This window comes from Pseudoalteromonas sp. S554 (assembly GCF_005930865.1).
Taxonomy (GTDB): Bacteria; Pseudomonadota; Gammaproteobacteria; order Enterobacterales; family Alteromonadaceae; genus Pseudoalteromonas; species Pseudoalteromonas marina.
On the sequence record NZ_PNDV01000022.1, the window covers coordinates 92042 to 118004 of the forward strand.

Sequence of the window (25963 nt, forward strand, 5' to 3'; positions counted from 1 at the left end):
TATTAAAAATAATAAAGGATTAGTTATGGTTAGGTGTTTACTGGCTACAGTAATTTTGGCTGTGAGTTTATTGAGTGGGTGTGGGTCGACCCCAGTTACTTTATACAGCGATAATACAATGAAGAAAAAAGAATACAACGGTATTAAAGCCTATAAAAATGGGCTGTACGAGCAAGCTTTTAATGATTTAAAAGAGCCTGCAACACTTGGGTATAAAAGCGCACAATACACCCTAGCGTTTATGTTTTTAAAAGGTCAATATTTGGATCAATCAACCAAACTTGGCATGGGGTGGTTAGGTGTAGCTGCAGAAGCTGGCGTTGAAAATTGGTCATATCAATATGATACTTTCTATGCCGCTGCAACATTAGAAGAGAAGCAGCAAATAGATGCAATTGTTGCGCTCTACATTAAGCAGTTTGGTGTTAAAGCTCAAAACATGACTTGCCGAAGGTCAACATCAGCTAGAAGAACATTTGGCGAAATTAAAATTGATTGCACTAAACGTGACGGAGCGGTCACTGTGTATGAAGTAGACACAGTTGAATAAAGCTAGTTGTTAACTAGCTTCTTTTCAAAGTCACTTTTTACTATATCGAGCGCTTTTAAGACTTCTTCAGGCTCTACGTTGTGTTGTTCCAGTATCATAATTAAATCAACAGCGAGCTTAATATGCGTTGGCGCTTCCTCAAGAGGGTTGGTCATTTAAATTTTTCTTTTTAGATATTTGACTAATAGCCACATCAATAGCGGTTTGAACACGTTCTTCCATGTGTATGCGTTCAGCTTGTGGTAAATAAAACGCCATATCTACGTCGTAACGAATGTAACGAGGTGGCAGTTGGTTTAACACGGTACAGCAAAAGTCGGCCATAACGTCGTCGTCATATTTTTCGTCTAGTTTTCGTTTTATGATTTCTTCAACAACAATTTTTTCGTAATAGTTATGTATATCGTCGTGTAATCGCATGTTCCTACCGCTTTGTTATGTTCCATTTAAGTAAGTCTATACTAAGGATTGTTATAAATCGATAGCCGCTTTAAATAGTTGTTTATGCACATTGATTAAGCTGTCTAAATTACGTTGGTAACCGCCGCCTAAACCACACATAAGGGGAATGTTATGTTGCTTACAAAAATCAAGAACAAAAAGGTCTCGTTCATAAACACCTGTAATAGATACATTTAATAAACCTAGCTCATCTTTTGTGTAAATGTCTGCGCCCGCGTTGTACAGAATAATATCTGGCTGATGGATACTTACGCACAGCGCAAGTGCGTGTTGTAATGTGTCGATATACTCATCGTCGCCAGATTTAGCAGGTAAAGAAAAGTCGTAATCAGATTGCTGTTTTAAACGCGGAAAGTTTTGCTCGCAATGAATTGAGCAAGTAATGATATTTTTATGGCTTTGCTGATTAATAATCTGCGCTGTGCCGTCGCCTTGGTGCACGTCGCAATCAAAAATCAGCACAGTTTTGACTTTATGAGTATTTAATAAGTGTGTGGCCGCTATGGCTAAATCGTTAAATATACAAAAACCACTGCCGTAATCGCTATAGGCATGGTGATAACCACCGCTTAAATTGCAGGTTAGTCCGCTTTTTAAAGCCTCTTCTGCTGCTTGAATACTCCCACCGACAGACAGTAATGTTCGTTCAACTAATTGAGCCGAATAAGGAAAGCCCATCTTTTTTATCGCTTTATCAGATAAGTTCCCAGTTAAAAAATTATTAATATATTGCTCGCTATGACATAAGGCCAATTGCGAGGGGCGTGCCTTGGCGGGCTGCTTGAATGCGGTTGGTAAAAAGCCTAAATGTTCTATTTCGGTTTTAAGCCGTTGATATTTTTGAATTGGAAAGCGGTGCTTTTCGGGCAAAGGCAAATTTGAATAAAGAGGGTGGTAGTATAGCTGCATGGACAAAGCCCTAACGGAGTTGCTGTTTTTCTACTTGTTGTATTTTATCTTCAGTGGCTGAAATGGCTTTTCTGCATCGACCTAGACGTGCGTGAGTACTTAATATTTCAAGGTTAAGCTTTTGAGCTTTTGCTGGGGATGCATTTTCCATTTGCATTTTACGCTCTTCTATCATCAGCATTAAGCGGCGTTCAAACTCATGGTTTTGTTTTAACTCGTCGTAAAGTTCATGAGAAGACTGCATCACTTTTTTTACAGCTTGCTTATAAACAGCTTGTTTTGGGCGAGGTTTATAGCGGCTTTTATTTTCTTTTTCCCAAATTGGTGTTGATTTAATGACATTAAATACGGCCTGAACTTGCGACGCAATACGTTCTAACGCATAGGTATAAGCATGGCGGTGATCGCTTGGTGGTAAGCTTGCTACTTCTTCTTCTATTTCGTTTACGTAATCAACCAGGTTCATGCTTTTAGTTTGAAAAACAGCGCGGTCAAATAGGCTAGGCTGTGCTTGCATATAACGGTTTTTAGCAAACAATTTAGCTCTGTCAAATTGCTCAGCTTGTTGCTTAAGCGAAGTAACTTGCTGTTGTAGTTTTTCTAATGCATTTACTTGCATGCTAAAAGTAAGCCTCGTAAATGAGTTTTAATGCTAAAAGTATAACCATGGTATTAAAAACAGGGCGTATAAATTTACTACCAAACCTAATTGCAGAGTGCGCACCAAACCAGGCTCCTAACATAATAAAAAGGCCCATTGTTATGCCAAGCAAAAAGTTTACATGGCCTAAAGCTACAAAGGTTATAAGAGAAATAAAGTTAGACACAAAGTTCATAGAGCGGGCTAAACCGCAATTAAGAAGCAAGTTCATTTTATAAAGCATGCCGTTAGACGCGGTCCAAAATGTGCCGGTGCCTGGGCCTGCTAATCCATCAAAAAAACCGAGTGCTAGGCCTTGGACCCACTGCTTTACTTTCATTGCATTGTTGAGTTTTGGTAACTCATCACCTTGTGTGGTGCTCAAATTTCCAAATAAGCTATAGCAGGCAACAATAATAATAATAATTGGTAGCAGCTTATTTAAAAAGTCGATGCTTAAATAATCAACAATAACCGTACCAAGTAGCGCGCCTATTGCGGTTGCAATAATTGATGCCAACCAAAATTTGGGGCTAAAAAGGTTTTTTTTGTAATAGGTAAAACTTGCTGTTAACGAACCAAAGCTCGCAGCGAGTTTATTAGTACCTAATGTTAGGTGCGGTGGTAAACCGGCCGTAAGTAATGCGGGCACGGTTAACATGCCACCGCCACCGGCTATTGCATCTATAAAGCCTGCTGCCAATGCAACAGCACATAAAATTGCCCAAGTTGTCGGGTCGAGTGCGAGTTCAAACATTAATAGTCTATTTGTCTTTTAAATGGTGGTAGGGTGTCGAGCATGGCTTTACCGTAGCGTTTGGTTACTAAACGCCTATCAAGAATAGTAATACAGCCTTCGTCACTCTCTTTTCGCAGCAGTCTACCACAGCTTTGTACCAATTTCTTAGCAGCATCAGGGACTGTAATTGTTAAAAACGGATTACCGCCTTTGCTTTGCACAAATTCTGCTTGCGCTTCTTCTATTGGAGAGGTAGGTACAGCAAAAGGGATTTTTGTGATAATGAGGTTCTCTAAATATTTACCAGGTAAATCAAGACCTTCTGAAAGGCTTTGCGTACCAAATAAAATACTACCTTTACCGCTATCAATATTTTGGCTGTGTTTTTTAAGCAATGCTTCTCTCGACATCTCACCTTGTACTAATAAGTTAAAACCTTTTGTTCTAAGAAACTTTGCTACATGGTCCATTTGCCAGTACGAGGCAAACAAGACTAAGTTTGCCTTTTTAGTGCTTAAATACTCTGGCAAAGTGGTTGCTAAGTGATCGCTAAAGTCTTTATCGGTAGGTTCAACTTTAGACACAGGAATGCGTAATGTTGCCTGTTTTGGGTAATCAAAGGGCGAGGGAACCTTTATAAATTTAACGCCTTCCTCTTTTGCTAAACCACTTTCGTAAGCAAAATGGTCAAACGAACCAAGTGCACTTAATGTGGCAGAACATAAAACAGCGCCGGCGCACTCGTTCCAAAGTTTGTCTTTTAGGTAGTAGCCTACTTCAATGGGGCAGTCGCTTAAAAGGTGGTCATGATGACTTTTATATTCAAGGCGTTTTATCCAACGTGCGTGGGGTATGCCTTCTCCTTTGTTGGCATAACTAAACCATAATTTATTTAGTTGTTCTAAACGATTAATGTAGTGACCGCTTTCAGCAAGAATAGGATCGGCAACATAAGGTTTTATGTCGCCGTCGCTCACATCTTGTGTAAGGGTGTCGTGCATTTTATTTAAACACCGTAGTGCATCTTGTGTGGCTTCGCTTATATCTTTTGCTTTGCTGTGAAGCGACTTGGGGATTTCACCATGTTCAAAACGGTATGTGTCGTCTTTTGAATATTCAAAGTCAGCATTATCAAGAATATCTCTCACTACTTTTAGATCTTTATTTGCATCGTTTATACTATCGCAAAGCTTAAAGTTTTGACCTATGGCTCTTTGTCCTACTAGCACTTTTGCCATTTTTCCACTGAATTTAGTGAGCTTATCGAGCCATTCTATTGTGCCTTTAATGGTTGCTGCAGCAGACGAAAAGTCGCGTGTTATATGGGCTAAATGGTGTGCTTCATCAATTACATAAATAGTGTTGTCTGGTTCGGGTAAAATTTTACCACCGCCTAAATCTAAATCAGCCAGTAGCAAAGAGTGATTAATAACCAACACATCCATTTGCATGAGTTGTTGGCGAGCTAATTGAAATGGGCAAGTCAAATGCGCTTTCATTTGACGTTGGCAAGCATGCTTGTCGCAAGCAATTAAATTCCAAACTCTGTCGGGAATTGTATCTGCCCAGCTATCTCTATCGCCTTGCCATTTTTTATTTACGTAAGCATCGTGTAGCCCTTGCAAGCATTTGCTTTCCATATCACTTAATGGAGAGGTAAGCGTTGGCATAAAGTCCATTTGAGTTTGGCTATCACCATTAACAGCATTATGTAGTTTATGGGCGCAAATATAACGGTGGCGTCCTTTAACTAAATCAAACTTAAAGTCGAGCCCAGAATGTGTTTTAAAAAAAGGCAGTTCCTTTGCAATTAATTGCTCTTGCAATGCCACGGTAGCCGTAGAAATTACTAGCTTCTTTTTTTGTGCCAATGCTAAAGGCAAGGCCCCCAAACAATAAGCAAGTGACTTACCGGTACCTGTGCCAGCTTCTATGACGCAAATTCGTTGTTTTTTGTGATACTCACCAGCCAATGTTTTTGCAATTTCTGCAACAAGGTAATTTTGACTGCTGCGCGGCCTATAATCATTCAGGTTTTTAGCCACATGCTGATGCACTTGCCTAATAGTTTTTTTTAGAGAGTCAGAAAGCATGGAATGATTTGCCTAAAGTATGTATATAATTACAGTGTGTATATTAAGTGGGATCGTGCATTGACACAAGCAATCTATCAGGGCTTTATTTTATCAAGGCAGCAATATTCGTCTAAACATAGTGAGGGGATCACACTATGCTATTGGCTTGCATCCGATCACGGCCCAATTAAAGTTGTTATTGAAAATCAGCAAGCTGTGTTTTTTATATCACAAGATCAACAGCAACATGCCCAGCAGTTATTAGATAAAGCACGTATAAGTGTTAATTTTAAAACAATTGAAATGAGTCACTTTAACGGCAAAGCCTGTGTTGCCTGCTATTTTAATAATACCAGCAGTATTTATAAGGCACGAACATTATTTGAAAACACCATAACTGTTTACGAGGGTGATATTCGCCACAGCGATCGCTTTTTAATGGAGCGCTTTATTAGAGGTGGTGTTTGGGTTACTGGAGATGTTAGTCAAAAAAATGGCTTTTTACTTATACAAAACGCAAAGTTGAAAGCAAATACAGATTACACGCCCAAGCTTAAGTCGCTGTCATTAGATATTGAATGTGATGGGGAAGGCGTGCTGTTTTCAATTGGTCTTGTTGGTAATGGACTTGACTGCGTTTTAATGATTGGTGAACCACACAATCATAGTGAACAAATCAACATTGACTGGTGTTTGGATGAGCTTGAGTTACTTACAAAATTACATACTTATTTAAGTAGTAATGATCCCGATATTATTATTGGGTGGAATGTAATAGAGTTTGATTTTACAGTACTTAATGCCCGTGCTGAAGCGCTTGGAATTTCCCTTAAATTGGGCAGAGATAACCAACCAATTAATATCAATACGGGGCACTATACACGCCTTACGTTGCCAGGGAGATGTGTTGTTGATGGAATTGACACTTTAAAAAATGCGACTTACCACTTCGATAATTACTCTTTAGGGAACATTGCCGAAAAAGTATTAGGTGAAGCCAAGCTAATTCAATCAGACAACCGGTTAGGCGAAATTATTCGCCAATTTAATGAGGATAAACTGACTCTAGCGGCTTACAACCGCCAAGACTGTATCTTAGTTAATCGTATTTTTACTAAATTAAACTTATATGAATTTGCTATTGTTCGCACACAGCTAACAGGTCTAGAGCTTGAACGAATGGGCGGCTCTGTAGCTGCTTTTACTAATTTGTATTTACCCTTGCTGCACCGCAGTGGTTATGTAGCCCCTAATTTAGGCGACCATGGTTTGTCTTTTGACAGCCCTGGTGGCTACGTGATGGACTCATTGCCTGGGCTTTATAAAAATATTTTGGTTTTAGATTTTAAAAGTTTATACCCCTCTATTATGCGCACTTTTTGTATTGACCCTCTAGGATTAATAAAAGGGTTAAATGCCCCTAATGATGCAATACAAGGCTTTAATAATGCAGTGTTTTCTCGTAGTGAGCATCATTTACCAAAGTTAATTGAATACCTAACTAAAACCCGCCAAAACGCCAAAGACACCAACCAACCAATGTTATCGCAAGCAATTAAAATTATTATGAACAGCTTATATGGTGTACTTGGGTCCAAGGGGTGTCGATTTTATGATCCTCGTTTATCAAGTTCTATTACGCTGCGCGGCCATGAAATTATGCAAACGACGCGTAAATGGATGGAAGAGATTGGCTACAGCGTTATTTATGGTGATACAGACTCAATTTTTGTAAAAGTGGATGAGAGCTTAACTGCCCAATGCTGCAATGAAATTGGTAATGAATTGATGACTCATATTAATCATCAATGGGAGCGGCATATAGCGAAGCATTTTAATTTAAAAAGCTATTTAGAAATTGAATTTGAAACCCATTACAGTCCCTTTTTTATGCCTACAATTCGCGATAAAAAAACGGGCTCTAAAAAACGCTACGTTGGTAAAATAGTAAAAGGTGATGAATCTAAAATCGTCTTTAAAGGTATGGAAACCGTGAGAAGTGATTGGACTGAATTTGCCCAAGAGTTTCAAAAAGAGCTATTTGAGGCTTTGTTTGATTCACAATTTGAAATTGCCCAACTTGACGAAATAGTAAAAGATTATACTAAGCGACTTTTTGCCGGTGAGTTTGATCAAAAGCTTGTTTACAAAAAACGCCTTGGTAGAAATCTAAACGATTACGAAAAAAATATTCCACCACATGTACAAGCGGTAAAAAAACACAAGGCAGAACATCCTGACTTTGAAGTAAGGCGCGGGCAAATTATAGAGTATGTTTATGCGATGTCAGGGGCAGAAATATTTAATGGAAAAAATGCACTTAATTATCAGCTATATTTGCAACGCCAACTAACGCCAATTTCTAATTCAATTATTGACTCTATAATATCAAGGTCAGAAAAAAAACCTATCAATGGACAGCTTTCACTTATCAACTTTTAGGTTAATAAGTGGCCAGTTATCACGTAAAAGTTAAATTTTATAGAGATAATAATTTTATATTTAAAATATGATATCTTTTGGATTGTTAAATAAAAACATTTTAGTTTCAATTTTTAATATTATAAACAGAACCTTAGATTGTTTTCTCTCCAGTTTTTTGCAACTGAATCACTTCTTTAATAATTAAATATTAATGCAACGTTAATTCCTTGTTGACCTTGTTGTTTCACTAGTATTATCATTGGTCACACAATCGTAGCGTTTCGTAACAAGTTATGTGCCGCTAGATTGAAAAAATTATAATTAATAAATGTATTCCTGGGAGAATCAAATGTTAAATAGCAAAATCTCAAAAGCAGTTCGCTTAGCGATCGCTTTTGGTGCAGCATCTACAGCTGCGTTTTCAGCAAGTTCTTTTGCTGCAGAAGAAGAATCTGCAGAAAAAGTTGAGCGTATCCAAGTAACTGGTTCACGCATCAAGCGTAGTGACCTTGAAGGTGCTTCACCAGTAATCTCTATTACTGCTGCAGATATCCGTATGGAAGGTGACTTCACAGTTGCTGATGCTCTTCGCTCAAGCTCACTGAACTCTTTCGGCTCATTCTCTGAGCGTTCAGGTAGCTCAGCACAATCTCAAGCAACTATTAACTTACGTGGTGCTGGTTCACGTCGTACGCTAGTTCTTTTAAACGGCCGTCGTTTCCCTGGTTCACCAACTCTTGGTGGCGCATCAGCTAACTTGAACGCTATTCCAATGGCCGCTGTAGCACGTATCGATATCATGACTGAAGGTGCTTCTTCAATCTATGGTTCTGATGCAATGGCTGGTGTTGTTAACGTTATATTGAAAGATAACTTCGAAGGTTTAACTTTCAACGTTGGTGCTGGTCATCGTGACCAAGATGAAGGTACTACATCTTCAGAGTTTTCAGTAGTTGGTGGTGTTACAAACGATAAAGGTAACATTACTTTTGCATTCGACCACCAAAAACGTAAAGGCATTAGTGACGCGGCTCGTGACTACACTAAAGCACAAATTGGCGATTTAGATGGTGATGGCGATATCGAAGCATACACTGCTGATACTGTTGGTTGGTCTTACTTTGGTGCTACAGTTTTATCTCCAGATTTCGCAACTGCTTCTGCTTCTTTAAAGTGTGATGACTTAATCGCAGAATACGGCGAAGATACTTTCCGTCGTGTAGACGCAAATGAAGATTGGGGCCCAGGTTCTGAGTACTGTATGTATGCGTTCGGTAACGTATCTTACAACACGGCTTCAATTAACCGTAACACTTTATACCTAAGCTCTAACTATGAAGTAGCTGACGATATCGAATGGTTTGGCCAAGCAATGTTTGTTCAAAACTCTTCATTTGGTCGCTACGCTCCTCCTGCTGCTGCATGGGAAAATATGTCAGCGGACAACGAACATAACCCTTACGGTGTAGATGGCGCATACGGTTTATTCCGTTGGGTAGGCATTGGTACTCGTGATGGTAACGTTGACGATTACAACATTGACCTTACAACAGGTCTTCGTGGTGAGTTAGATTGGAACAACGCTTCTTGGGAAGTTTACTACCACCGTAACAAAGCCGATAATAAATCAATCGGTGAATTTTACCTATCTTACTCAGGTCTAGCTTATAACGAGCAAAATGATATTGACCTAGGTTCTGATGAAGGTGTTGCAAACATGAAAGCAACAACTCTTCAACAATCTACTTCTACGTTTGACCAATACTTTGGTGGTATCGGTTTTGACCTTGGTGAATTAGATGGCGGCGCTATCGCTCACTACGTAGGTATGGAATACTTTGAGCAAACATACGCAGACATCTACGACGGTCAATCTGAAGCTGGTCTTATTGGTGGTTCAGCAGGTAACTCTGCTGCAGGTGGTCGTGACGTAACAGCTGTGTTTATAGAAACAGTTCTTCCAGTTACAGACACTTTTGAGCTAAACCTTAAAGCTCGTTACGATGATTACTCAGACTTTGGCGATAACGTTGCTCCTGCAGTTTCTGCTCGTTGGGAAGTTTCTGAAGGTGTTGTACTTCGTGGTTCTTACTCAGAGTCTTTCCGCGCTCCTGGTTTAGATTTATTAAACCAAGCACGTTCTTTCTCTGCTGAGTCAGCGATTGATTACAACAATGGTTCAACTGTTTCACGTCAATACGATACATACTACACAGCTAACTCAGAGCTAGGTGCTGAAACATCTGACTATGTTAACTTAGGTGTAGCTTGGGATGTAAACGACAACTTAGGTCTTAAACTTGATTACTTCATGTTAGAAGTTGAAGATGTAATTCAATCTAAATCTCTTCAAGGTCTAATTTCTGACGAAGCTGCTGGCCTAATCAGTGCTGTTAGCGTAGATACAGATACAACAAATGAAACTTTCTACCTTAAGCGTGCAGCATCTGGTGTTTTAGTTGAAGCGGGTACTTCTTACTTCAACGGTGCTGGTTTTGAAATTGAAGGTATCGACTTTACTATCAATGCAAACCTTGAAACTGAATTTGGTGAGCTTCGTTTCAGCAACGTGAACAGCTTCACACTTGCTTATGACTCTGAAGTTGGTGGTGTTGTTCAGGATACAGCTGGTTGGTCTGGTCAACCAGATCTTAAATCAGTTGCAACTATCTCTTGGTCTTATGAAGATCACCTAATCTCTTGGAACTCAACTTACACGGCTGACACTTCAGAAACAGAAGTAGACAGCGATGGTGACGGTTTCTACGAGCAAACAGGTAAACTAGATAGCTGGTTAATCCACAACTTCACATACAGCTACAACGCTGGTGATTACGGTGCGATTACATTTACTGTAAATAACCTTACTGATGAAGACCCAGTATTCTCTTCAGCAGGTACTTGGGATAACCAAGATCTTTACAATAACTTCGGTCGTGACTACCGTGTTAACTACACAATTAGTTTCTAAACCTTAGTTTAAATTTTAAAAAGGGCTGATTTTTCAGCCCTTTTTTTATTTGGAGATGATATGAAATCTTATTGGAGTGAGTATTGGGCTCAGGGGTATATAACGTCATTTGGTCAAGATATTAAAGGTAACTATACGGGGAAACTCAAAGATTGCTGGTTAGAACTAGGTAACGAATTAAAAGAGAATTCTAAAATTTTAGACTTAGGGACAGGCAATGGGGCACTGATCGACCTTATCCAAAAAAATATAAGCAAAGGGTTAAATTTTACGGGGATTGATCCTGCGACTATAAACTTAGATGCGACTAAAGATATACATGGTACTTTTTTATCGGGTGTATTTGCTGAAGCACTTCCTTTTGAGGAAGAGAAATTTGATGCTGTTATATCTCAGTTTGCACTAGAATATAGTGATGTTCAGGTAAGTATAGAAGAAATGCTTAGGGTACTTAAACCTAAAGGAGTGGTTCAGATTATATGCCATGACATAAACTCTGACATTGTTGTTCCTAATGTTCAAATCCTAGAATCTGCAATTAGGGTACAAGCTACTATGGTTCCTGTTATCTCGGAAATTATCAATGCAATCCAAAATAAATCTGACACAGAGAAAGTGCACTCAGCCTATTTAAAGAAATTGATTAATGATGATATAAAAATTAACCCACATGCTATAAATGCAACGTTATTGACCAATTTTTATGAGTTTATTTTAAAAAATCGTTCTATTGATTTAAACAAAGCTTTTTCTTTATTTCAATCAGAGTTAGAAGGATTAATTTTTAGATTAACAGACCTAAAAAGTGCTGCAGCGAAAAACTCAGCCGTATATTCTCTCTTATCAGAATTTTGTGAAATAAAAAAGACTGATTTAATCGACTCTAATAGAGAAAAAATAGGTACTCTTTATAAGGGCTATAAGAATTAGCTTCAAAGGTAACAGCTGTTTATGTATTTTAGTGAGTGATACTGAAAATACACCATTATAAAATTATTCTTTTTTACTGATGATATATTTTACAGCTACAATTATACTACTATATTAACTTTAGAATATTTAATTTCGATGAGATAAGTAAATGAAAGAAGTTCGAGCTTTTATAAAGACCGCATCCTTAACTGAACTTGAAAAAGCAAAACAATTAGTTACTGATGCAATTTCAAAATATACCCAACAGCAAAAAGCAAAACAGGAAGTTTTGGATCTTTTAAAAGAAAAAGGACTTACGTTAGAAGATTTACAAGATATTACCTCAGATAAACGTACTAAAGTTGCGCCTAAGTACCGAATGGAACTAAATGGTGAAGTAATAGAGTGGACCGGCCGGGGTCGTCGTCCCAAAGCGTTTGAAGGCGTTGAGCTTGAAAAGTATTTAGCTAAATAATTATATTAGTGGTTAGAAATTAGTTTTTGAATACCTAATAAGTTAATTAGGTATTCAAATGACTTTTCAGTAACTATAACCCTTTCTCATTCCTTAGTCCCTTGGTTTGATACCACTTCTGCTAACAAAGTTATACTGATCGTAGCTTATAACTTAATAGTAATCTAATAAGCCGCTTATTCCTAAAACGGCGATTAACGTTTCGGTACGCGAGTACCATTAAGTATTCAATCATCGAACATCTCTAAGCTTTTTAGTACTTCATTATTTATAACTTATAAAAGCTACACCTTAACGCAATCTGTGTTGATAAGTTTGTAAACTTGTGGTTAATATATAGATTCAAAACAGGTACTAATGTTAATTTATTTGTTTTGAATCAAAATAATTAAAATACAAACAGGGATTTCAATATGATAAATAATAAAGTTTCAAAAGCAGTTCGCTTAGCGATTGCTTTTGGTGCGGCATCAACAGCTGCTTTTTCAGTAAACTCATTTGCTGAAGAGCAAGAAGGAGCCGAAAAAGTAGAGCGAATTGAAGTGACAGGCTCTCGTATTTTACGTGAGGGGGCAATAGCACCTTCACCAGTTACAGTTATTACAGGTGAAGATCTAGTTAGTACTGGTGCAATGAATATTGGTGAAGTTTTAAATAAATTACCAGCATTAGCTACCACATACTCGCTTGCTAACTCAGGTCGTTTTATAGGCACGGCTGGTATCAGCTTACTTGACTTACGGGGAATGGGCAGCTCTCGTACCCTAGTATTGGTAGATGGTAAGCGTCATGTTGCTAGTGCGCCTGGTACATCATCAGTAGATACCAATACAATACCTAGCGCTTGGATTGAAAAAGTAGAAATAATTACAGGTGGTGCTTCTGCTGTTTATGGTGCAGATGCTGTAACTGGCGTTGTTAACTTTATATTGAAAAAAGATGTTACAGGTTTTAACGCAACTGCTACAAAGGGTTATGCAGATAATAGTAAATATCAAAATGAGAAATTTACATTATCATATGGCACAGATTTTAACGAAGGCCGTGGTAATGCTGCATTTTCAGTCGAATATAATGCCCAGGACTCATTGAATGCGCTTGATAATCCATGGACGGCAACGTCATATGCATCTTTACCTTATGATGTGGTTACAGGTCAAACTCGACCAGATGACCAAATTGACAGTGAGGACTATCCTGATAAATTTCTATTACCAAACGCAGGTTATTACCTAATATCAAACCAAGGCACAGTGTGGAATCCATTCACTGGTGGCATAATGGGTAAGTTTAATGGTGATAGTACACTTGGTGATGTTTACACTGGACCTATTGCGGATGGTTCCTTTTGTGCAAGCCCTGGTTGTGATTATATTAATTTAAGACAATATTCAGAAATTCAACCAAAATTTGATCGTGTAAACTTTAACTTTAAAACGAATTACGATGTTACGGATGAACTGAACGTTTATTTTCAAGCAAAATACTCTAAAACTGAGGGTGAAAATGTTGGACAGCCGTTTTTCCGTTTTTACAGTGGTGCCAACTTAATTCAACGAGACAATGCATTCTTAACACCAGATGTTGCTCAGTTAATGGACGACAACGACTTACCCTTTATTGGTGTTAACAAAATGTTTAATGACATTGGTCGTCGTCTAGAAGAAAACACTCGTGAAACAACGCGCTTTGTAGCTGGTATTCAAGGCGAAATCAGTGAAGACTGGTCTATGGATATTTCACTCGTACATGGTAAATCAGAAATTGAGCGTATTAACGGTGCTAACGTTATTATGGCAAATTATGCTAATGCTATAGATGCTGTATTTGATGATAGCGGAAGTATTGTTTGTCGTGATGAAGCAGCCCGTGCAGATGGCTGTGTAGCTGCGAATATAATGGGTGACGGCGCTATTAGCCAAGAAGCGATTGACTATGTAACAACGACTTCAATTGGTACGTCTGAAATTAAACAAACCGTGTTCAATGCAACATTTAGCAACTCTGCTATTTTTGAGCTACCTGCGGGTATGGTTGGATTTGCTGGCGGTGTTGAATACCGAGATGAAACAAGTGTTACTATTGAAGATGCCTTTGCTAAAACAGGTGCAACATTCTTCAATGCGCTCGGTGAGACTGATGGTGGATATGATGTAACTGAAGCATTTTTTGAATTATCAGTTCCGCTTATTGAAGATGTATTTTTAATTGATACCTTAGTATTTGATACAGCAGTTCGTTATGCTGATTACTCAACAATTGGTGATACAACAAGCTGGAAGTTAGGACTTGATTGGACTGTTACACCAGAGCTTCGTGCTAGGTTTACATTGTCAGAAGCTATGCGAGCGCCAAATATTGATGAGTTATTCTCCGGTCAAAGCCAGTCTTTTGCAGGTGTTGACGATAGTTGTAAGGTGTCAGAGCTTGCTCAATTAAGCGATTCAGGTCGTGCTATTCGAGAGCAAAACTGTGCAGCATTAGGCGTTCCAGCAGATTTTGATTCAAACTACGATAGCGCAACGCTTGAAACTTTAGTGGGTGGTAACCCTGATCTTCAACCCGAAGAGTCTAGATCAATCACTGCAGGTATTGTTTATCAACCTGAGTGGTTAGAGGGTTTCAGTGTAACAGCTGATTACTGGGAAATTGATATTGATGACACAATTAGCGGTATCGGCTTTCAAACAATTATAGACCGTTGTGTTGATTCACCAACAGGTATTGATAATCAGTTTTGTGGCCTGATTACTCGTGATCCAAATACAAGTGAAATTACGCTTCTTAAAGGGTTTGCATTGAACATTGCTCGAAGCCTAAATTCTGGTGTCGATTTTGAGTTTGGTTATGATTTTGATGCGCTAGGCGGAAGTTTTGGTACTAGTTTTATTGGTACTTACTTAATTGAAGCAAAAGACTTTCCATTCTCAGCTGAGCCTGAAAATTATACTGATTATGAAGGTGTGTTAGGTGATGAAACATGGCAAGGTAGTATCTCAGTTGATTATACATACGAAAATCTTGTATTAGATTTTAGTACTCGCTTTATTAACGGTGTTGAGTTGTACGATCATAAGTCTATCGAGACAAATCCAAATCCATCTAACCAGATGCGTTACGGTTCTTACTTTATAACTGATGCATCAGTTGCTTATAAGTTTGATAGTGGAGTTGGCTTTAAGTTAGGTGTTGATAACCTATTTAATCGTGGCTTACCTGGTAGCACTACCGGTACAGGTGCAGGATCGGCAATTTACGACAATATTGGTCGATTTGCTTACCTACAAGCTTCTTATAAGTTCTAAGTTTAATGTTTTGATGCATAAACTGAACGTATAAAAAGCAATTACATTTTAAAGTAATTACAAGCCCTCTTAGTTTTTATTAAGGGGGCTTTTTATATTAAGGTACAATAGTAAATACATAATATGAACTCTTACATTTATGAGCTATAAACTTAGACCCTATCAGCAAGAGGCGGTTGAACGCACCGTTGTTCACTTTAGAAAAACCAATGATCCCGCAGTTATTGTGTTGCCAACAGGTGCAGGTAAAAGTTTAGTTATCGCTGAGCTTGCCCGTATAGCTAAACAAAAAATATTGGTCCTTGCTCATGTTAAAGAACTTGTAGAGCAAAATTCACAAAAATATAAAAGTTTTGGTTTAGAGGCGAGTATATTCTCCGCAGGTTTAAAAGAAAAATCTTTAGCGCATCAAGTCACTTTTGCTAGTGTGCAGTCACTTTCACGTAATTTGGATAAACTCAATGAGCATTATTCTTTACTTATCATTGATGAATGCCACAGGGTGAATGGTGATAAAAAAAGCCAATACGGTAAAGTTATAAGTGCATTACAGTCGTATAACCCACATTTAAAAGTATTGGGTTTAACGGCTACGCCTTATCGTTTAGGCATGGGGTGGATATACCATCACCATTATCATGGTTTTGTTAAAGGAACTACAGAAAGCCCATTTAAATACTGTATATTTGAATTACCGCTTAGGTACATGATTAAAAACGATTACTTAACGCCACCCAGTGAAGTTGATGCTGCGATTAACCACTACGATTTTTCGTCTTTAGAAACGAATGCGTTTGGTCAATACACTGCCGATGATATGAACGCGCTTTTAAAAAGTAACGAGCGAGCAACTCAGGCTATTCTTAAACAAGTGATTGCATATAGCGAGCAGCGCAAAGGTGTAATGGTTTTTGCGGCAACAGTTATGCATGCCCAAGAAATATTAAGCTACTTACCAACAGCCCAAAGCGCGCTAATTACAGGCGATACGCCTAATATTGAACGCGATAAAATCATTTCTGCATTTAAAAGTAAAACGTTAAAGTATTTGGTTAATGTTTCTGTGTTAACAACCGGCTTTGATGCGCCACATGTAGATTTTATTGCCATCTTGCGTCCTACAGAGTCTGTAAGCTTATACCAACAAATTGTAGGTCGGGGCTTACGATTATCAGAATCTAAAACCGATTGCTTAGTGATTGATTATGCCGGAAATGGTTTTAATTTATTTCACCCTGAAGTAGGGGATAAAAAAGGCGACAGCGATAATGAACCTGTACAAGTACTTTGTCCAGGTTGTGGGTTTGCTAATATATTTTGGGGTAAAACGGACTCTGCTGGCAAAGTTGTTGAGCATTTTGGTAGACGTTGCCAAGGGTTATTAGAAGACGATGAAGGTAGCAAAGAGCAGTGCGATTATCGTTTTAGATTTAAAGAGTGTGAGGAATGTGGTGCGCAAAACGATATTGCTGCTCGAAAATGCCACGACTGCGGCGCTATAATGGCTGATCCTGACGACAAGTTGCGTAATGCGCTAAACTTAAAAGATGCATTAGTGCTTCGTTGTAGTGGGCTAACAGTAACTCAACTTAAAGACGAGCTAATCAAAGTTACTTATTTTGACGAAGACGGCACTAGTTGTGATGAAGTTTACAACCTTGCCAGTAAAGGCGGTCAGTTTATCTTTAATAAACAATTTGGTAAACGGCTTGCGCATGGACAAAAACCAACAGACTTTAAAGCAGCAGAACAGGTAATTAAAGCGCAGTTAGACTTGGTGCCCCCTGACTTTGTGATTGCGCGAAAAAGTAAAAAATATGGTTGGAAAGTAGCAGATAAGCTATTTGATTATAAGGGGAGTTTTAGAAAGGCAAATCAGTTAAGTCGTTAAGCTTAACTGATTTTTAATATATTAAGCGGCGTCTTCGTCCATTAATCCCCAACCGTCACCGTAACCGTTATAGCCATTCGCTATACTTTCTAGGTACTGTTCAGCTTGGCCTAGTAATGTGTGCTCTGGTACCATTTGTACATGAGTGATTACTTCCCAAACGCCAGTGTCTTTGCATTTTTCGACGTCAGCGGTTTGTACTAATGCATCAGAAACAATATCTTTAGCAAACTTATCAGCATCGGCTTGTTGCTCAAATAAAATGAAAAAGTCGATTTGTTGCATTTTACTTAAATCGACGCCTGCAGCGGCTATTTCGGCTAACAGCTGGCCGTTTTCGTCATCTGGAAATTGCATTAAAAACTCATCTAAAAATAATTTTGTGTTCGTTGGCACTATTGTAACTAAAATATTGTCTTAACGCGTACTAATTTTATCTTCTTCACATTTCATATTTAAATTGAGTTTGTCATTAAGTTAATGTGTTGCTCATTATGGCTATGTTAATATGCACCACATTAGCTCGTTTTAAGTAGTATATAAGAGTAAGGATATTTGCTTGTTTATTAAGTTTTTACGTTGCATGTGCATCGTCACTGTTTTTATGGCTGCAAATTCCTATGCGGTAGAAAAAGTCATCGAAGACTACAAAATTAAAGGCATAAATGGTGATTTAGAAAAAAACGTAGCGCTTTACTTAAAGCAGCTTACAGATGAAAAACCAACAAGAACCCTTCAACGTTATGCTAAAAGTCAGGTACAAAACAGCATAAAAGCACTGGGTTACTACAGCCCAACAGTTGAGGTTGAATTTGATAAAGACGATAGTGTACTCGTTGTAAAAATTGAGCGTGGTCCTGCAACACGGATAGACGCCATTAATATTACATTAAATGGTGAAGGGAAGAACGATAAACAATTACAAACCCTTATTAAAAATACCAATTTAAAACAGGGTGATGTGCTAAACCATGGTGACTATGAGTCAGCGTATAAAAAAATAGAATCTATGCTTTTGGAGCTTGGCTATTTTGATGCTAAATGGCCTGCCCGCAAATTAGAAGTTTCAATTAAAAAAAATAGTGCCGTTGTCACGTTTGCGATTAATACTGGTGTGCGTTATCAATATGGCAGTATTGAAATTACCAGTGATACGCTAGCTGAAAAATATATTCGTTCTTTGTCACCATTTACTCAGGGACAACCTTATAAATCAACTTACATAGCCGACTATAACCTTGAGCTTTCGAGCACACCTTATTTTGCTAGTGTGCGTGTTTATGCTGATATTACAGCGCGCAAAAACGCCCAAGTTCCTATCAAAGTTGAGGTTGTACCTAAACCTGCAAATAGCTTTGAAATTGGCGGCGGTGTGTCTGAAAGTGAGCCTAGGTTTCGTTTTAAGTGGAGTAAACCTTGGATCACAGAGGATGGCCATTACCTCGATACAAATATGAATATAGCCGAAAAGCAACAAGATCTCTCAATGGCATACACCATTCCTGTAGACGACCCTAATGATGATTTATGGCGTTTTTCAGTGGGTTATAAATTAGAAGACGAACTTGCAGATGATGTCTACAGTGAGATATTAACCGCACAATTACAAAGGCAGTGGCTTACAGAAGAAAAATGGGTAAGAACTGCGTTTTTACGCAGAGACCAAGAGACGTATCGTTTGGGCGATGATCCAGAAGAATCAACCGAAATGTTAATGCCCGGGATTAGTTATGCTCGCAAAAGTTTAAAAGGCGGAACGACTCCATATTGGGGCGAGCAATGGCTTATATCAGCAGAGTTTGGCCTAGATGATGTGCTTTCCAGCACGAATTTATTGAGGGTTCAATTACAGCATGCATGGCTTCGTACATACCTTAATAAGCATTTAGTTTTTCTTAAGGCAAACATTGGCGCAATGCTAGTTGATGACATAAATAATGTACCGTATTCACTGCGGTTTTATGCCGGCGGTGATCAAAGCGTTCGTGGTTTTGCTTATCAGTCAATTTCGCCAGAAAATGATGATGGTGAACTAATAGGGGGTAAATATTTGCTTGCTGGCACTATGGAGTACAACTATCAGTTTGCTCAAAATTGGCGTGCAGCATTATTTGTTGATGGTGGTACTGCTACGAATGATTTTTCAGATGAATTTGAAGTGGGTGCTGGTTTTGGTTTTCGATATTTAACGCCTGTGGGCCCTGTACGAATAGATCACGCTTGGGGCTTAACTAAAGATAGCAAAAGTACCCGTTTGAGTATTACCATAGGGCCAGAAATTTAATGCCAATATTAAAAAAAATAACAGCCACAGTAAGTGCAATTTTAGTTTCGCTAATTATTAGCGTATTTTGTTTATTATTTACTGCACCCGGTAATCAATTTATTGCCTATACGGCAAATAAAGTTGTTGATGGATTACACATAGAAATTAAAGATGGCCGCTTTATTTATAACGATGTGTTTAATGTTCGTTTTAAAAATAATGGTCTAGATTTTAATGCCCAGCAATTAAAAATCGATTTATTTTGGTGGCAGTGTGATGGTATCTGTGTTGATAATTTAAGCGCTAAATCTATTAAATTAACCTTGCCAAAAATAGTTGAAGCAGAAGATGAAACACCCTCTGAGCCCCTTGAAAAAATTACTTTACCTTTTAATGTTTCAATAAAAAATATAGCGGTTAATGAGTTTACATTAAACCACCCTAGTGCAGATGTGAGCGTTAATAACTTTAAACTATCAGCTAAAGCTGAAGGTTCAAAACTCACAGTAAAAAGCTTAAATATCCCGAGTATACTTGTTGCTTTAAAAGAGCAAGAACAACCTGCCAAGGCGCAAACTGCTCAAAGCAACAAAGCTGCACTTACGCAATTACCAGCACTTCCTGATATTGAATTTACATCACCCATTGATTTGGCCATTGAAGCCTTTGATATCGCAAAGGTAACAATTGAGCAGGGCGATGCGCAGCATAATATCGAAAACATTTCGCTGCTATTAAGTGTAGAAGATGCCGTGATTAATTTGCAGTCGCTTTCGGCTACCTATGAGCAGTGGCAGTTTAATACCCAATTAGATGCAGAGCTTTTAGGAAACTTGCCTGTAAAAGGCTTAGTGACTTTAAAAAGTGACGAGCACCAAGCAAACTTAGAGTTAAACGGTGATTTAGCTGACTTATCTATAGATTTAGAAACGAGAGGCCAATATCCGCTCACGTTAACAGCGAATGCTAATTTAAAGCAAAAAAATTACCCATTTGAGCTAAGCGGCAAAATTAACCAATGGCTTATTGATGCGCAAAGTAATGAGCTTAAAGTTAAAAATGTAAGCCTTAAAGCAACTGGTAATGCTGATGACTACCAACTCAACTTACAGGCAAACAGCCAATTAGGTGCTTATCCGGCTGTTAATCTTAATACTCAGCTGACTGGTGGTTTAACTCAAGCCGTGCTCAAAACATTAAGTATTAAAGCCAATGAAAGTAGTGCGATTATAAAAGCTAATATTGATTGGCAACAGGGCATTAAAGCGAGTTTTAACGGCTCGCTTTCAAACCTAAAAGCGCAGTATTTGACAGATGCTGCAACTAGCGATGTTTCAGGGCAATTTAAAGGTTCATTCAAGGCTGCAGAAAGCTCGTGGCAACTACAAATGGATGATACTAAGCTAAGCGGATTATTAAACGAGGTACCCCTTGAGTTTGCGTCAAACTTTCAGCTAAACAATACACTAGAGGCAAATATCGACAGCCTTTATTTAAGTAGCGGCACTAATAAATTAGTACTCAGTGGGCAAGTTAATGATAGCTGGAAAGTTGACGGTAAAATAACACTTAAAAGTAATAAAGAGGCAAATATGCCATTTATTGCCGATGGCAACGCCGATTTAAAAGTAAGAGGGCAGAGGCTAACACCTTCTGTCGATTTAGCGTTAATGCTTGATAGCTTCATTTTTAATGAAATCAATATAAATAAACTGACGGTAAAAGGGCAGTTAGATACAGCCGCTGATTGGCAAACTGACGTATCGTTAAGTGTTGGCTCGGCGCTTGTGGCTGATGAGCAAATTAATAGTGTAAAAGTTGATATTAGCGGCGATAAAACAGATCACCAACTTACAGCATCTGTAGATGCCGAGCAGGGTAGTGCAGAGCTTGAAGTAAATGGCAAAATTAGTAACGCTACCTGGAATGGTGAGTTTAGTAATGTAACGCTAAGCGACAAAAAGTTAAGCTTTAGCAACACTAAAAATATTGCTGTTATGTTTAACTCGCAAAACGGTAATTTTGATGTGAGTGCGCACTGTTGGGCTTCTCAGCAAAGCGAGCTTTGTATAGACACGCTTGCCCAAACTAAAGCGCTAGGTCAGTTAAATGCTAAGTTAAACAATTTAGCGCTTGAAGAGCTTAAACACTTTTTACCCGATAACATTCGCACCCGTGGTGATATAAAAGGTAATGTGGCGCTCAATTGGAATGCAGGCGCTCTTAAAACATTACGGGCAAGTTTAAATTCAAGTGACTTGACCACTGTTTTAACCTCAGAAGAAGATCGCTTTAAATTACCGATAGAAACACTCAGTATTAGTGCTTTTTCAGACTCTCAAAAGGGGCAGCTCGAAGCTAATATAGAGTCAAGCGTACTAGGTAAAATTGATACATACATTAATATTGACGACATACAAAATACGCAGGCGCTTAATGGCACTATTAATATTGATAAAATATTACTTTCAGACTTACAACCATTTCTTGAAACTCTTGAGCAATTAAAAGGTGATATTAGCGGTAAGGTCGCACTTGCGGGTACGTTAAAAGATCCACTATTAAATGGTGAGCTTAACGTAAACGATATAAACCTTGAGGGTGAACAGCTTCCTATTGCGCTACAAAAATCAAATATAAACATATTATTTGATAAAACGACCGCCACAATAGAAGGCAATATAAACGACAATCAAGGTGGCAATGTAAAGCTAAATGGTGATGTTGATTGGCAAGGTGAACAACCTGAAGTAAATGTAAATGTGCAAGGCGAGCAGTTTTTTGTGCGCGCACAGCAAGGCGTTACTTTTAAAATATCGCCAGATTTAAAAATAGGGTTAGCCAATAATGCACTTAAATTAGCGGGTGAAGTAGTTGTACCTTATGGTCGTATTACGATTGAAGAGCTTCCAGAAGGCGCTGTGCAGGTTAGTGACGATGAAATTATTGTTGATCAAAAAACTGAAACCAGCGAAAAGGTACCATTTGACTACGACATAGACTTAAATGTGATCGTTAAAAATGACGTCAAAGTAGAGTCGTTCGGATTAGAGTCTAAAGTGGCTGGTGATTTAGCGATTAAAATGAGTCAAGGTGTTCCAATTATTGCAACGGGTGAGCTCAATTTAATAAATGGCACTTATTTAGCATTTGGCCAAGATTTAATTATAAGAACTGGCCAAGTGGGCTTTAGTGGCTCCATTGAACATCCCTATTTGAATATAAAAGCAATCAGAAACCCAGCTAATACAGCAAATGGTGTTATAGCTGGTGTTACGCTTACGGGAAATGTTAAAGAACCCACTCTAAAGCTGTTCTCTGAGCCTGCAATGGATCAGGCCCAAACCTTAGCATACTTACTCAATGGACAGCCGCTAGGAGAGGGGGAGGGAGCATCAAGCAACGCTATGCTTGCCCAGTTATTACTTTCTCAAGGGGTTAGTAGAAGTGAAGGGGTTGTGTCTAAGGTAGGTGAAACGTTTGGTCTTTCTGATGTTAGCTTAAGTTCGTCAGGAAGTGGTGACAGCACTAAGGTAGAAATTTCAGGCTATGTTGCGCCTAGCTTGCAAGTTAAATACAGCGTTGGGGTATTTGAGTCACTTAGTGAAGTAGCCATTCGTTACCAGTTGTTGTCGCAACTCTATATAGAGGTAACCAGTGGTTTATACCAAAATGTTGATGTGCTCTATAAATTTGATTGGGACTGAACTATAAGCTCTAGAGCCTGATGAACTGTCAGGTTGAATTTGCAGCAGCCTGTTTGGTATTTGGGCAAGGAAGGCCTATGTATTATGGTTATCACCTATAAATTGGCGATAACCTCGCATTAATCTCAAACAGACCCTAGGCAAGTTAGATTGCTTAAGGCTACTTTTAAATAATAAAAGGTTGAATATGAAAACACGTTGTTCAATTTATGTAATGGCTCTTTTGCTGAGCGGCTGCGCTACAACAGCTAACAATAAATCCGTTATAAATATACAAACACCACTTAGTGCCAATGATGTAATAAAAAATGCAACTGCAGATGAGTGGCAAGTAGTTGATCCTCAAAATATTTTAAAAATAACCTTACCTACTGGTTCGGCTTACATAGGATTAAATCCACAACTAGCCCCAAACCACACGCAACATATTAAAACGTTGGCGCAAGAAGGCTTTTATAAAAACACCCGTGTTTATCGTTTTGTAGAAGGGTTTGTAGCACAAGGTGGCGACAGCTCGGGTAAAAAAGAAATAAAAACAGCGAATAAAACCATACCTGCAGAGTTTTATTTACCAACATCGCAACCATTAAAAATTACCGAGTTAAAAGGCGATGGATACGCGCCTGTTACGGGGTTTTTAAATGGTTTTGCTGTTGCGCAAAACCAAACACAGACTCAAACATGGCAAGTGCATTGCAATGGTGTATTTGCCATGGCACGCGCTAATGATATAAACAGCGCAAGTACTGAGTTTTTTGTCACTATTGGGCAAGGCCCTCGTTACCTTGATAAAAACATTACCGTGTTTGGAAGAGTGCTTGAGGGTATGGAGCACTTTAATCGTTTGCAGCGTTTACCCACTGAGGGACTGGCGTTTAATCCAATAACAAATATTGAAGTGTTGGCTGATGTTAATAGCGATGTAACAGTATTCAAGGTAATGAAGACAAACTCAGCATCGTTCAAGCAACTGATAGATGCACGTAAAAGCCGAACGGAACCCTGGTTTGTCCAATCGTATAATTACGTTGATGTATGTGGTATGCCTATCCCAACAAAGCGCGTTACTTAAATATTAAAAAAGGAGCTGAGGCTCCTTTTTTAATATTTATGTTTTGGTGTTTAACGTATTTACTGACGATTAATTTTAACGGCAAACGGTGTTTCGTTATAATGCGTAGAACGGTATGGGTTTATGTCTAATCCGCCTCGGCGTGTATAACGTGCATACACTTCAAGCTCTTTAATGTTGAGTTGCGTGGTTAAGTCACTATAAATGCGCTCTACACATTGCTCATGAAACTCGTTGTGTGTTCTAAACGATATTAAATAACGTAGTAGCGATTCACGACATATCTTCTCGCCTGTGTATCTTATAATAATGCTCGCCCAATCTGGTTGAGACGTTATTAAGCAATTAGATTTTAGCAAATGGCTATTGAGCGTTTCGGTCACTATCTCATCGCTATGTGCTTTAAGTGAATAGGCATCAATATCATAGTTATCTATTTCAATATCTAAATCATCAATGCATTCCCCTGGAAGCGCAGTACAGGGTAAACAGTTAAAATCGTCCGCTTTGTATAGGGTTACTTGTACCGGACTATTAACTGCGCCTGATAAGTCATCGATTAAATGTTGCTTAACTGTGTTTATGCTCTCAAAACGAGTTTGATTAAAGCTGTTTAAATAAAGCTTAAACGATTTAGACTCAATAATGTGGCTGCTTTGGCATGCAAAAGTAAATAAGGCGACAGCCACTTGCGGTTTACCTTTGGCGTTTAACCACGAAAGTTCGTAACCTGTCCAAATATCTTGGCCTTTAAATGGCAGTTCGGCTTCATCAATATTTAAAGCATCACGATTTAGCTTGCGTGCAATTGGGAAAAGCAAGCTTGGCGTATAGTCGTCTACATACTCAGTAGATTGTCCTAATACACTGCCTTTAAGGTCTGGAGAGTTGCTGTAATCTGTCATGTTTGCTCTTAAATAGTTACAATGTGCGCATTATATCTAATTTAATTGAGTTTCACAGTATGTCTGTAGCATTGCTTTTAGAACAACTTCACCATCAATTTAGCGAAAATACCCTCAAAAACACTGCTAAGTACCCACTTATAGCACACGATGAACAATGGCCGAGTCCGTGTGAGCTAGGCGAGGTTGACGAGCAAGGAAATATTCAATGGCAAGGCGTACGTCAGCAGCCAGCAGGCTCATTAAACAATTTAGCTAAGGCATTAGAGCTTGAGTTTCCAACAGCGTTAAGCGAACTTTATGGGCACATGTACGGTGGTAGCGTATTGGCAATTATTGACGGACATCAAATTGAACTGTTGCAAGCATGGAATAGCGACGACTTCGATATGCTTCAACAAAACATCACTGGTCATGTTTTAATGAAACGAAAGCTAAAACAAACCGAAACTGTGTTTATTGGTTTAACAGATAAAGAAGATTTACTGGTCAGTGTGTTAATTCATACCGGAGAGGTGTGTCTAGAGCACGTCGGTAAAAAAACGCACCATGTACTTGCACCAAATATAGAGTCGTTTTTAAAAGCGCTTGAAGTATAAAACGTCATTAATAAATCAGCTTAGCAAGATCGCTGAGCTGATTTTAAAAAGTCATTAGAGA

Annotated in this window: 19 protein-coding genes; 11 read left to right on the forward strand and 8 right to left on the reverse strand. The window is 38.5% G+C overall.

The features are described from left to right. Positions 1 to 25 precede the first annotated feature (25 nt). Positions 26 to 550: an SEL1-like repeat protein gene (locus CWB65_RS05755; protein WP_138740118.1), complete on the forward strand. Its 525-nt coding sequence runs from the start codon at positions 26 to 28 to the stop codon at positions 548 to 550. 2 nt (positions 551 to 552) lie between these two features. On the opposite strand, the gene CWB65_RS05760 is transcribed toward CWB65_RS05755, so the two are convergent. The 6 genes from CWB65_RS05760 to dinG are packed head-to-tail and all read right to left on the reverse strand — an operon-like array spanning position 553 to position 5393. Then, entirely contained in the window at positions 553 to 705 is a 153-nt protein-coding gene (locus CWB65_RS05760) for a YbaM family protein (protein ID WP_008129305.1), read from the reverse strand. Beyond that, the gene (locus tag CWB65_RS05765) at positions 689 to 970 is read right to left on the reverse strand and encodes a late competence development ComFB family protein (protein ID WP_006793580.1); all 282 of its coding nucleotides are present in this window, start codon (positions 968 to 970) and stop codon (positions 689 to 691) included. The genes CWB65_RS05760 and CWB65_RS05765 overlap by 17 nt, the downstream gene beginning before the upstream one ends. Before the next feature lie 51 nt (positions 971 to 1021). Then, entirely contained in the window at positions 1022 to 1921 is a 900-nt protein-coding gene (locus CWB65_RS05770; protein WP_138740119.1) for a histone deacetylase family protein, read from the reverse strand. 10 nt (positions 1922 to 1931) lie between these two features. Further along, positions 1932 to 2540 carry a primosomal replication protein gene (locus tag CWB65_RS05775; protein ID WP_008129307.1) on the reverse strand — a complete coding sequence of 203 codons (609 nt, stop codon included), beginning with the start codon at positions 2538 to 2540 and terminating at the stop codon, positions 1932 to 1934. A 1-nt stretch (position 2541) separates the two neighbouring features. Beyond that, entirely contained in the window at positions 2542 to 3318 is a 777-nt protein-coding gene (locus CWB65_RS05780; RefSeq protein WP_138740120.1) for a TSUP family transporter, read from the reverse strand. After that, complete coding sequence (gene dinG / locus CWB65_RS05785; protein WP_138740121.1) at positions 3318 to 5393, reverse strand: ATP-dependent DNA helicase DinG; 2076 nt, start codon at positions 5391 to 5393, stop codon at positions 3318 to 3320. The genes CWB65_RS05780 and dinG overlap by 1 nt, the downstream gene beginning before the upstream one ends. 60 nt (positions 5394 to 5453) lie before the next feature. Here dinG and CWB65_RS05790 point away from each other — a divergent pair, with 60 nt between their 5' ends. The 6 genes from CWB65_RS05790 (at position 5454) to radD (ending at position 17353) form a co-directional block, all read left to right on the forward strand. After that, positions 5454 to 7817 (forward strand): DNA polymerase II, encoded by a 2364-nt coding sequence (locus tag CWB65_RS05790; RefSeq protein ID WP_138740122.1) that lies wholly within the window; start codon positions 5454 to 5456, stop codon positions 7815 to 7817. Positions 7818 to 8148: 331 nt separating this feature from the next. Then, a complete protein-coding gene (locus tag CWB65_RS05795; RefSeq protein WP_138740123.1) occupies positions 8149 to 10770 on the forward strand; it encodes a TonB-dependent receptor domain-containing protein in 2622 nt (873 codons plus the stop codon). A gap of 60 nt (positions 10771 to 10830) precedes the next feature. Then, complete coding sequence (locus CWB65_RS05800) at positions 10831 to 11700, forward strand: class I SAM-dependent methyltransferase (protein ID WP_138740124.1); 870 nt, start codon at positions 10831 to 10833, stop codon at positions 11698 to 11700. A 151-nt stretch (positions 11701 to 11851) separates the two neighbouring features. Then, positions 11852 to 12157, forward strand: coding sequence for an H-NS histone family protein (locus CWB65_RS05805; RefSeq protein WP_138740125.1), 306 nt, complete (start codon positions 11852 to 11854; stop codon positions 12155 to 12157). Between the two features lie 413 nt (positions 12158 to 12570). Continuing rightward, the gene (locus CWB65_RS05810) at positions 12571 to 15462 is read left to right on the forward strand and encodes a TonB-dependent receptor domain-containing protein (protein ID WP_138740126.1); all 2892 of its coding nucleotides are present in this window, start codon (positions 12571 to 12573) and stop codon (positions 15460 to 15462) included. Between the two features lie 139 nt (positions 15463 to 15601). Continuing rightward, entirely contained in the window at positions 15602 to 17353 is a 1752-nt protein-coding gene (gene radD / locus CWB65_RS05815; RefSeq protein WP_138740127.1) for a DNA repair helicase RadD, read from the forward strand. Positions 17354 to 17374: 21 nt separating this feature from the next. Here radD and CWB65_RS05820 read toward each other — a convergent pair whose 3' ends face one another. Next, positions 17375 to 17710: a ribonuclease E inhibitor RraB gene (locus tag CWB65_RS05820; protein ID WP_008129315.1), complete on the reverse strand. Its 336-nt coding sequence runs from the start codon at positions 17708 to 17710 to the stop codon at positions 17375 to 17377. A gap of 202 nt (positions 17711 to 17912) precedes the next feature. Here CWB65_RS05820 and CWB65_RS05825 point away from each other — a divergent pair, with 202 nt between their 5' ends. The 3 genes from CWB65_RS05825 (at position 17913) to CWB65_RS05835 (ending at position 24398) form a co-directional block, all read left to right on the forward strand. Then, the gene (locus CWB65_RS05825) at positions 17913 to 19637 is read left to right on the forward strand and encodes an autotransporter assembly complex protein TamA (RefSeq protein WP_138740128.1); all 1725 of its coding nucleotides are present in this window, start codon (positions 17913 to 17915) and stop codon (positions 19635 to 19637) included. Next, on the forward strand, positions 19637 to 23326 hold the full coding sequence (gene tamB / locus CWB65_RS05830) for an autotransporter assembly complex protein TamB (protein WP_138740129.1): 3690 nt from the start codon (positions 19637 to 19639) through the stop codon (positions 23324 to 23326). Before CWB65_RS05825 ends, tamB begins: the two co-directional genes overlap by 1 nt. A 187-nt stretch (positions 23327 to 23513) precedes the next feature. Beyond that, on the forward strand, positions 23514 to 24398 hold the full coding sequence (locus CWB65_RS05835) for a peptidylprolyl isomerase (RefSeq protein ID WP_138740130.1): 885 nt from the start codon (positions 23514 to 23516) through the stop codon (positions 24396 to 24398). A 59-nt stretch (positions 24399 to 24457) separates the two neighbouring features. On the opposite strand, the gene queF is transcribed toward CWB65_RS05835, so the two are convergent. Beyond that, positions 24458 to 25303 carry an NADPH-dependent 7-cyano-7-deazaguanine reductase QueF gene (gene queF / locus CWB65_RS05840; RefSeq protein ID WP_006794065.1) on the reverse strand — a complete coding sequence of 282 codons (846 nt, stop codon included), beginning with the start codon at positions 25301 to 25303 and terminating at the stop codon, positions 24458 to 24460. A gap of 59 nt (positions 25304 to 25362) precedes the next feature. On the opposite strand from queF, the gene syd reads away from it, so the two are divergent. After that, the gene (gene syd, locus CWB65_RS05845; protein WP_138740131.1) at positions 25363 to 25902 is read left to right on the forward strand and encodes a SecY-interacting protein; all 540 of its coding nucleotides are present in this window, start codon (positions 25363 to 25365) and stop codon (positions 25900 to 25902) included. Positions 25903 to 25963: the final 61 nt, after the last annotated feature.

Excerpts from the sequence above, each read along its gene's own strand:
- CWB65_RS05810 (WP_138740126.1), top strand. The coding sequence starts at position 12,571 with ATGATAAATAATAAAGTTTCAAAAGCAGTTCGCTTAGCGATTGCTTTT.
- CWB65_RS05780 (WP_138740120.1), bottom strand. The coding sequence starts at position 3,318 with ATGTTTGAACTCGCACTCGACCCGACAACTTGGGCAATTTTATGTGCT.
- radD (WP_138740127.1), top strand. The coding sequence starts at position 15,602 with ATGAGCTATAAACTTAGACCCTATCAGCAAGAGGCGGTTGAACGCACC.
- CWB65_RS05775 (WP_008129307.1), bottom strand. The coding sequence starts at position 2,540 with ATGCAAGTAAATGCATTAGAAAAACTACAACAGCAAGTTACTTCGCTT.
- CWB65_RS05795 (WP_138740123.1), top strand. The coding sequence starts at position 8,149 with ATGTTAAATAGCAAAATCTCAAAAGCAGTTCGCTTAGCGATCGCTTTT.
- CWB65_RS05770 (WP_138740119.1), bottom strand. The coding sequence starts at position 1,921 with ATGCAGCTATACTACCACCCTCTTTATTCAAATTTGCCTTTGCCCGAA.
- CWB65_RS05755 (WP_138740118.1), top strand. The coding sequence starts at position 26 with ATGGTTAGGTGTTTACTGGCTACAGTAATTTTGGCTGTGAGTTTATTG.
- syd (WP_138740131.1), top strand. The coding sequence starts at position 25,363 with ATGTCTGTAGCATTGCTTTTAGAACAACTTCACCATCAATTTAGCGAA.
- CWB65_RS05835 (WP_138740130.1), top strand. The coding sequence starts at position 23,514 with ATGAAAACACGTTGTTCAATTTATGTAATGGCTCTTTTGCTGAGCGGC.
- queF (WP_006794065.1), bottom strand. The coding sequence starts at position 25,303 with ATGACAGATTACAGCAACTCTCCAGACCTTAAAGGCAGTGTATTAGGA.
- tamB (WP_138740129.1), top strand. The coding sequence starts at position 19,637 with ATGCCAATATTAAAAAAAATAACAGCCACAGTAAGTGCAATTTTAGTT.
- CWB65_RS05760 (WP_008129305.1), bottom strand. The coding sequence starts at position 705 with ATGACCAACCCTCTTGAGGAAGCGCCAACGCATATTAAGCTCGCTGTT.
- CWB65_RS05820 (WP_008129315.1), bottom strand. The coding sequence starts at position 17,710 with ATGCAATTTCCAGATGACGAAAACGGCCAGCTGTTAGCCGAAATAGCC.
- dinG (WP_138740121.1), bottom strand. The coding sequence starts at position 5,393 with ATGCTTTCTGACTCTCTAAAAAAAACTATTAGGCAAGTGCATCAGCAT.
- CWB65_RS05765 (WP_006793580.1), bottom strand. The coding sequence starts at position 970 with ATGCGATTACACGACGATATACATAACTATTACGAAAAAATTGTTGTT.
- CWB65_RS05800 (WP_138740124.1), top strand. The coding sequence starts at position 10,831 with ATGAAATCTTATTGGAGTGAGTATTGGGCTCAGGGGTATATAACGTCA.
- CWB65_RS05805 (WP_138740125.1), top strand. The coding sequence starts at position 11,852 with ATGAAAGAAGTTCGAGCTTTTATAAAGACCGCATCCTTAACTGAACTT.